Here is a 6,963-nt window from a genome sequence, read left to right as displayed (position 1 = left end):
CCGGCCGCCCGCCGCGTCCGCCGGACCGCCGCCGTCCGCGTCCGCCGGACCGCCGCCGTCCGCGTCCGCCGGACCGTCGTCGCCTGCCGGCGGGACGTCGTCGGTCGGCAACAGATCGGATACGCGCACCGGCTCACCGCCCCGGGCCACGCGGCTGCCCCCGGGCGAGGTCGACGCCTCCAGCTCCTCGGCGGCCAGTTCGTTGAGGCGGGCGCAGAGCCGCTCGGCGCTGCGCCGGGAGTTGGTGAAGACGATGGTGGACCGGTGCGCCCGGATCAGCCCGAGCACGCGCTCCTCGACGGCCGGCCAGATCGAGGGCCGGCGCGGGCCGAGGCCGCCCAGCTCGTCCTCCGGGGGCTCCTGTTCGTCGAGGCGGGTCATGTCCTCCACCGGGACCTGGACGCTGACCTCGATGGTCTTGTCGGCCGGCGGCTGCACCACGTCGACCGGGCGGGCGCCACCGAGGAAGCGGGCGCACACGTCGATCGGGCGCACCGTGGCGGACAGCCCGATCCGTTGCGCCGGGCGCTCCAGCAGCGCGTCGAGACGTTCCAGCGAGAGCGCCAGGTGCGCCCCGCGCTTGGTGCCGGCCACCGCGTGCACCTCGTCGACGATCACGGTGTCCACGCCGCGCAGCGAGTCGCGGGCGGCGGAGGTGAGCAGCAGGAACAGTGACTCGGGTGTGGTGATGAGGATGTCCGGCGGGGTGCGGGCGAAGGCTCGCCGCTCGTCGGCCGGGGTGTCGCCGGTGCGCATGCCGACGGTGATGTCGGGCGGGACGAGGTCGAGCCGGGTGGCGGCCTGACGGATGCCGGTGAGCGGGGCGCGCAGGTTGCGCTCCACGTCGACGGCGAGCGCCTTGAGCGGGCTGACGTAGAGCACCCGGCAGCGGCGTCGCGGGTCGGCGGGCGGGGGCTCCTTGGCCAGCCGGTCGAGCGACCAGAGGAACGCCGCCAGCGTCTTGCCGGAGCCGGTCGGTGCGACGACCAGGGCGTTGCGCCCGGCGGCCACGGACTGCCAGGCGCCCCGCTGGGCGGGCGTGGGCGCGGCGAAGGCCGCGGCGAACCACTCCCGCGTCGCCGCGCCGAATTCCGCCAGCACCCCGTCGGCCGGGGCCACGTCGTCCGCCACGCCCACCATCCTGCCGCGCCGGTGTGACATCCGGCCGGACGGCTGGCGGTTCTGTCCCACGCACACGTTCGAAGCGAGTAATGGGCGGTTAATCCGTTAAGTCTTACTTAACTGCTTGCTTGCGGGGTGCAACATAAAGTAACTTCACTCGCAACGCGGCGTGGCTGGAGGCGTGGATGACCGTCGAGGAGCGAGGCTCCAGGCCCGGCACCGACGTGCTCATCCGCAAGGTCGACAGCCGGCTCGCCGCGCTCCGCGCCAACCTGCGGGGCGCCGACCTCGAACTGGCCGAGGAGCTGGCCCGGCGCCTGCGCGAGATGGTCGTCGCCACCGCCTTCTCCAGCGCCGCCGACCGGGCCCTGGTCCGGGCCGCGGTGCACTACTTCGTCCTGCGCCGGGAGACCCGCGACGCCCGGCTGCCGGTCCGGTCCCTCGCCGCCGCGCAGCGGGTGGTCGACAAGGCGGCCGGCCAGCTCGGCCACCCGACCACCTCGGCGGAGCTCCGCCCCACCCCCACCGCGGCCCCCCTGCCCTGACCCCCGGCGCCACGACACCCCCCCCACCGGACCCCGGCACCCGCCCGCCGCCCGGGCCCCGCACCCGCCCGCTCTCCGGACCACGGCATCCCTCGGTCCCGCCGCCCGTCCCACGGCATCTCCGTTTCAGGTCCACGGGGTCGATCAAGGACCTCGCGTCACCATCGCGCGCTGCCCCGACGCCAACTCCTTGATCACCACCAAGGGGGTGGGGCGTTGGTGTCGTGGACGGCGCGAATTCCTGACGTTCAAGCCCTGATCGCCGGGGGCGGGCCCGGGGTGGGGTGGGACGGGTGTCCGGGGCGGGTGGGTTTTCGGAAAACGGCGCGGGTGGGTGGGGAAGTGGCGTCTGATCGGTCGTACCCGCAGCGTGCCCCCGCGCGCTGTCGCCTCGACCGGGAGTGCGTGTGCTCGTCCTGCTGATCCTGCACCTGGTGGCGGCGCTGCTCGCCCCGCTGCTGGTCCGCATCTGGGGTCCGCGCGCCTGCCTGCTGCTCGCCCTCGCCCCGGCCGCCACCCTCGGCTGGGCGGTGGCCCACACCGGGTCGGTACGCGACGGCGGCGCGGTGGTCGAGACGTACCCCTGGATCACCCAACTGCACCTGGACCTGGCGCTGCGGGTGACCACGCTGTCCTGGGTGATGCTGCTGCTGGTCGGCGGCGTCGGCGCGCTGGTGCTCGTCTACTCCGCCCGCTACTTCGAGCCCGGCTCCGTCGGGCTGGCCCGGTTCGCCGCCGTGATGGTCGCCTTCGCCGGCGCGATGGTCGGCCTCGTCGTCTCCGACGACCTGCTGCTGCTCTACGTGTTCTGGGAGCTGACCACGGTCTTCTCCTACCTGCTGATCGGACACAGCACCGAGCGCCGGTCCAGCCGGTGGGCCGCCGCCCAGGCGCTCACCGTGACCACGCTCGGCGGCCTGGCCATGCTCGTCGGGTTCCTGCTGCTCGGCCACCACGCCGGGGGCTACCGCTGGTCGGCGGTGGCCGCCGCGCCGCTGCCCGGCGGCGGATACCTGGCCACGGCGGTGCTGCTCGTCCTCGCCGGCGCGCTGGCCAAGTCCGCGGTGTTCCCGTTCAACGCCTGGCTCCCGGTGGCGATGGCCGCGCCCACGCCGGTCAGCGCGTACCTGCACGCCGCCGCCATGGTGAAGGCCGGCGTGTTCCTCCTGGGGCTGCTCGGTCCGGCGCTCGCGCCGGCGGGGCCGTGGCGGCCGGTCACCGTGGTCGCCGGCCTGGTCACGCTGGTGATCGGCGGCTGGGCGGCGTTGCGGCAGACGGACCTCAAGCTGCTGCTGGCGTACGGGACGGTCAGCCAGCTCGGCCTGCTCGTGGCGGTGTTCGGGGCGGGCACCCCGAAGGCGGCCCTGGCCGGCGTGGCGATGCTGGTGGCGCACGCGTTGTTCAAGGCGGCGCTCTTCCTCGTGGTGGGCATCCTCGACCACGAGGCCGGCACCCGGGACCTGCGGGACCTGTCCGGGGTGGGCCGGGCCGCCCCGGTGCTGGCCGCGGTCGCCGGGCTGGCCGCCGCCTCGATGGCCGGCGTGCCGCCGCTGATCGGGTTCGTGGGCAAGGAGGCGGTGCTCGCCGCGTTCACCGGGGACCCGCTGGTACTGGCCGTGCTGGTCGCCGGCAGCGCGCTGACCGTCGCCTACAGCATCCGCTTCCTGTGGGGCGCGTTCGGCACCCGCCCGGGCGTGCCGGACACCGAGGTGGCCCGACCGCCGGCCGCGATGCTCGGACCCCCGGTGGTGCTCGCCGTGGCCGGGCTCGTCACCGGGCCGGCGGCCGGCTGGCTGAGCGGCCTGTTCGAGCCGTACGCGGAGCTGTTCGGCCCGGTCGAGGAGCATCTGGCGCTGTGGCACGGGCCCACCGCGGCGCTCGGCCTCTCCGCCCTGGTGCTGGCCGGCGGTGTGGTGCTGCACCTGGTCCGCGGCCCGCTCGCCCCGGTGCTGGCCCGGCTGCGCTCGCCGGTGGGCGGCAACCAGGGGTACGAGTGGGTGACGCACCGGTTCGACCTGCTCGCCATCGAGGTCACCGGCGCCACCCAGCGCGGCTCGTTGCCGCAGTACCTCGGCACCGTGCTGGTCGCGCTGGTGCTCGTACCGGGCACGGCGATGGTGGCCACCGCGCCCTGGCGGGTCGACCTGGCCCCCTGGGACAACCCCGCCCAACTGGTGGTCTGCGTGGTGATCGCGGTCGCCGCGGTGCTGGCCGTGGGCGCGCGCCGCCGACTGACCGCGATGCTGCTGGTCGGCGTGACCGGCTACGGCACCGCGATGATGTTCGTCCTCTACGGCGCACCGGACCTGGCCCTCACCCAGTTCCTGGTGGAGACCGCCACCATCGCCGTGTTCGTGCTGGTGCTGCGCCGGCTGCCGGAACGCTTCTCGGCCCGCCCGCTGCGCCGCAGCCGCTGGGTGCGGCGGTGCGTCGGGGTCGCCGCCGGCCTGGTGATGGCCGGCCTGGCGCTCGCCGCGTCCGGCGCGCGGCGGGCGCCGTCGATCTCCGCGGCCTTCCCGGACCTCAGCGCCGCCGAGGGGTACGGCCGCAACGTGGTCAACGTGACCCTCGTCGACATCCGGGCCTGGGACACGATGGGGGAGCTCGCGGTGCTCGTGGTGACCGCGACCGGGGTGGCCAGCCTGATCTTCGAGCGGTCCCGCACCGGGCCCCGGCCACGCCGCCCCCAGCCGGCCGGCCTGCGCGACGGTGACCGGCGCACGGTCTGGTTGCGCGGTGGGCAGACGCTGCGCGAGCGGCGGCGCTCGATCGTGTTCGAGGTGGTCACCCGGCTGATCTTCCACACCATGCTGCTCTTCTCGCTGTTCCTGCTCTTCTCCGGGCACAACGCGCCGGGCGGCGGGTTCTCCGGCGGGCTCGTCGCCGGGCTCGCGTTGACGCTGCGCTACCTGGCCGGCGGGCGGTACGAGCTGGCCGAGGCCGCGCCGGTCGGCGCCGGGATGGTGCTCGGCGCCGGGCTGGCCGTCTCGGTGGGCAGCGGGGTGGTCGGCCTGGCGCTCGCCGGTGACGTGCTGCAGAGCGTGAAGGTGGACCTGTGGCTGCCCCTGGTCGGCCACTTCTACCTGGTCACGTCGCTCTTCTTCGACATCGGCGTGTACCTGGTGGTGGTCGGGCTGGTGCTGGACATCCTGCGCAGCCTGGGCGCCGAGGTGGACCGGCACGTGGAGGCCGCCGGCGAACCGGGTCGCGGGCTGACGGTCCAGCGCGAGGGCGGATCGTGAGCGCGAGGAGTGAGCCGGGGTTGCGAGCCCCGCAGTCGCGATCGGGGCAGACTCGGTGAGGGGTTCCGGGCCGACGCTGGTGCTGGTGCTGGCGGTCGGGGTGCTCGTCGCGACCGGCGTCACGCTGCTGCTGGAACGCAGCCTGACCCGGATCCTGCTCGGCGTGATCCTGCTCGGCAACGGGGTGAACCTGCTCATCCTGCTCGGCGGGCGGTCCGGCGCGGCGCCGCTGGTCGGCAGCGCGCCGGCCGGTGACATGAGCGACGCCCTGCCGCAGGCCATGGTGCTGACCGCCGTGGTGATCACGTTCGGGCTGACCGCGTTCCTGCTCGCGGTGGCGTACCGGAGTTGGTACACCAGCGGCGACGACGAGGTGCAGGACGACCTGGAGGACCGGCAGATCGTCCGGCTCGCCGAGCGCAACGAGGTGTCCACCGCGGACCTGGGAGGTGAGGGTCCGGACAACGACCCGGAGCAGGTCGACCCGGAACCCGCCCGCCGCCGCCTGCGCCGGGACGGCCCATGAGCTTCCTGGTGCCGTTGCCGGTGGTGGTGCCGTTGCTCGGCGCCGCGCTCACCCTGATCCTGGCCGGGCGACCCCGGTTGCAGCGGTCGATCAGCGTGCTCTGCCTGAGCAGCGTGCTGGTGGTCGCGGCGGTGCTGCTCGTGCAGGCGTACCGGCAGGGGCCGGTGGTGGTGCGGGTGGGCGGTTGGCCGCCGCCGGTGGGCATCGTGCTGGTGGCCGACCAGTTGGCGGCGCTGATGCTCGTGGTCTCCTCGGCGGTCACGCTCTGCGTGCTGCTCTACTCGATCGGCCAGGGGCGGGGGGAGACCAGCGAGACGGCGCCGGTGAGTATCTTCCACCCCACCTACCTGGTGCTCACCGCCGGCGTGACGAACGCCTTCCTGGCCGGCGACCTGTTCAACCTGTTCGTCGGCTTCGAGATCCTGCTCGCCGCGAGCTTCGTGCTGATCACGTTGGGCGGCACCGAGGCGCGGCTGCGCACCGGCTCCACGTACGTGGTGGTCAGCATCCTGTCCTCGATGCTGTTCCTGTCCGGCGTGGGGCTGGTGTACGCGGCCACCGGCACCCTGAACATGGCGCAGCTCGCCGGGAGGCTGGACGCGCTGCCCTCCGGCGTACGCCTGACCCTGCAGCTCATGCTGCTGCTCGCGTTCGGCATCAAGGCGGCGGTCTTCCCGGTCTCCGCCTGGCTGCCGGACAGCTACCCGACCGCGCCGGCCCCGGTCACCGCGGTCTTCGCCGGCCTGCTGACCAAGGTCGGTGTGTACGCGATCATCCGTACCGAGACGCTGCTCTTCCCCGGCGGCCAGGTCGACGGCCTGCTCATGGTGGTGGCCGGCCTGACCATGGTGGTCGGCATCCTCGGCGCGGTCGCCCAGTCGGACATGAAGCGGCTCTTCTCCTTCACCCTGGTCAGCCACATCGGCTACATGATCTTCGGGGTGGCGTTGAGCACCGTCGCCGGCCTGTCCGGGGCGATCTTCTACGTGGTGCACCACATCACCATCCAGACCACGCTCTTCCTGGTCGCCGGTCTGGTGGAGGAGCGGGCCGGAAGCACCGACCTGCGCCGGCTGGGCGGGCTGGCGCGGATCACGCCGCTGCTCGCCGTGCTCTTCTTCGTGCCGGCGATGAACCTCGCCGGCATCCCGCCGTTCTCCGGCTTCCTCGGCAAGCTCGGCCTGCTCCAGGCCGGCGTGGCCGACGGCGGGGCGTTGCCCTTCGTGCTGGTCGCGGCCGGGACGGCGACCAGCCTGCTCACCCTCTACGCCGCGTCCCGGGTGTGGAACATCGCGTTCTGGCGGGCGCCGCGGCTGGCCACCGACACGCCGATCGTCCGGCTGCCCGGGCTGATGGTCGGCGCCACCGCCGCGCTTGTCGCGATCGGCGTGCTGCTCACCCTGGCCGCCGGGCCGCTGTTCCAGGTCACCGCCGACGCCGCCACCGACCTGCGCCAGCGCACCCCGTACGTGCGGGCCGTGCTGCCCCGGGACGTGCCGTGACCGACGACCTGCCGCCGAGCCGGGCC

General features: G+C 74.1%; 5 protein-coding genes. 4 read left to right on the top strand and 1 reads right to left on the bottom strand.

Annotated elements, in window-relative coordinates:
• The coding region (locus tag HUW36_RS21945) for a DEAD/DEAH box helicase (RefSeq protein WP_425487255.1) at window positions 1-1,140 on the bottom strand (1,140 nt) is incomplete at its 3' end.
• A 167-nt stretch (window positions 1,141-1,307) separates the two neighbouring features.
• On the opposite strand from HUW36_RS21945, the gene HUW36_RS21940 reads away from it, so the two are divergent.
• The 4 genes from HUW36_RS21940 (at window position 1,308) to HUW36_RS21925 (ending at window position 6,937) form a co-directional block, all read left to right on the top strand.
• A complete protein-coding gene (locus tag HUW36_RS21940) occupies window positions 1,308-1,667 on the top strand; it encodes a hypothetical protein (protein WP_174529898.1) in 360 nt (119 codons plus the stop codon).
• Window positions 1,668-2,074: 407 nt separating this feature from the next.
• Window positions 2,075-4,909: a Na+/H+ antiporter subunit A gene (locus tag HUW36_RS21935; protein WP_174529897.1), complete on the top strand. Its 2,835-nt coding sequence runs from the start codon at window positions 2,075-2,077 to the stop codon at window positions 4,907-4,909.
• Between the two features lie 55 nt (window positions 4,910-4,964).
• Window positions 4,965-5,435, top strand: coding sequence for a Na(+)/H(+) antiporter subunit C (locus HUW36_RS21930; RefSeq protein WP_246248266.1), 471 nt, complete (start codon window positions 4,965-4,967; stop codon window positions 5,433-5,435).
• Window positions 5,432-6,937, top strand: coding sequence for a Na+/H+ antiporter subunit D (locus tag HUW36_RS21925; protein WP_174529896.1), 1,506 nt, complete (start codon window positions 5,432-5,434; stop codon window positions 6,935-6,937). The genes HUW36_RS21930 and HUW36_RS21925 overlap by 4 nt, the downstream gene beginning before the upstream one ends.
• Window positions 6,938-6,963 lie beyond the last annotated feature (26 nt).

This window comes from Micromonospora maritima (assembly GCF_902825405.1).
In the GTDB taxonomy this organism is placed as follows: domain Bacteria; phylum Actinomycetota; class Actinomycetes; order Mycobacteriales; family Micromonosporaceae; genus Micromonospora; species Micromonospora maritima.
The sequence above is the reverse complement of the archived record's forward strand: the minus strand, read 5'-3'. Positions and strand labels throughout refer to the sequence as shown.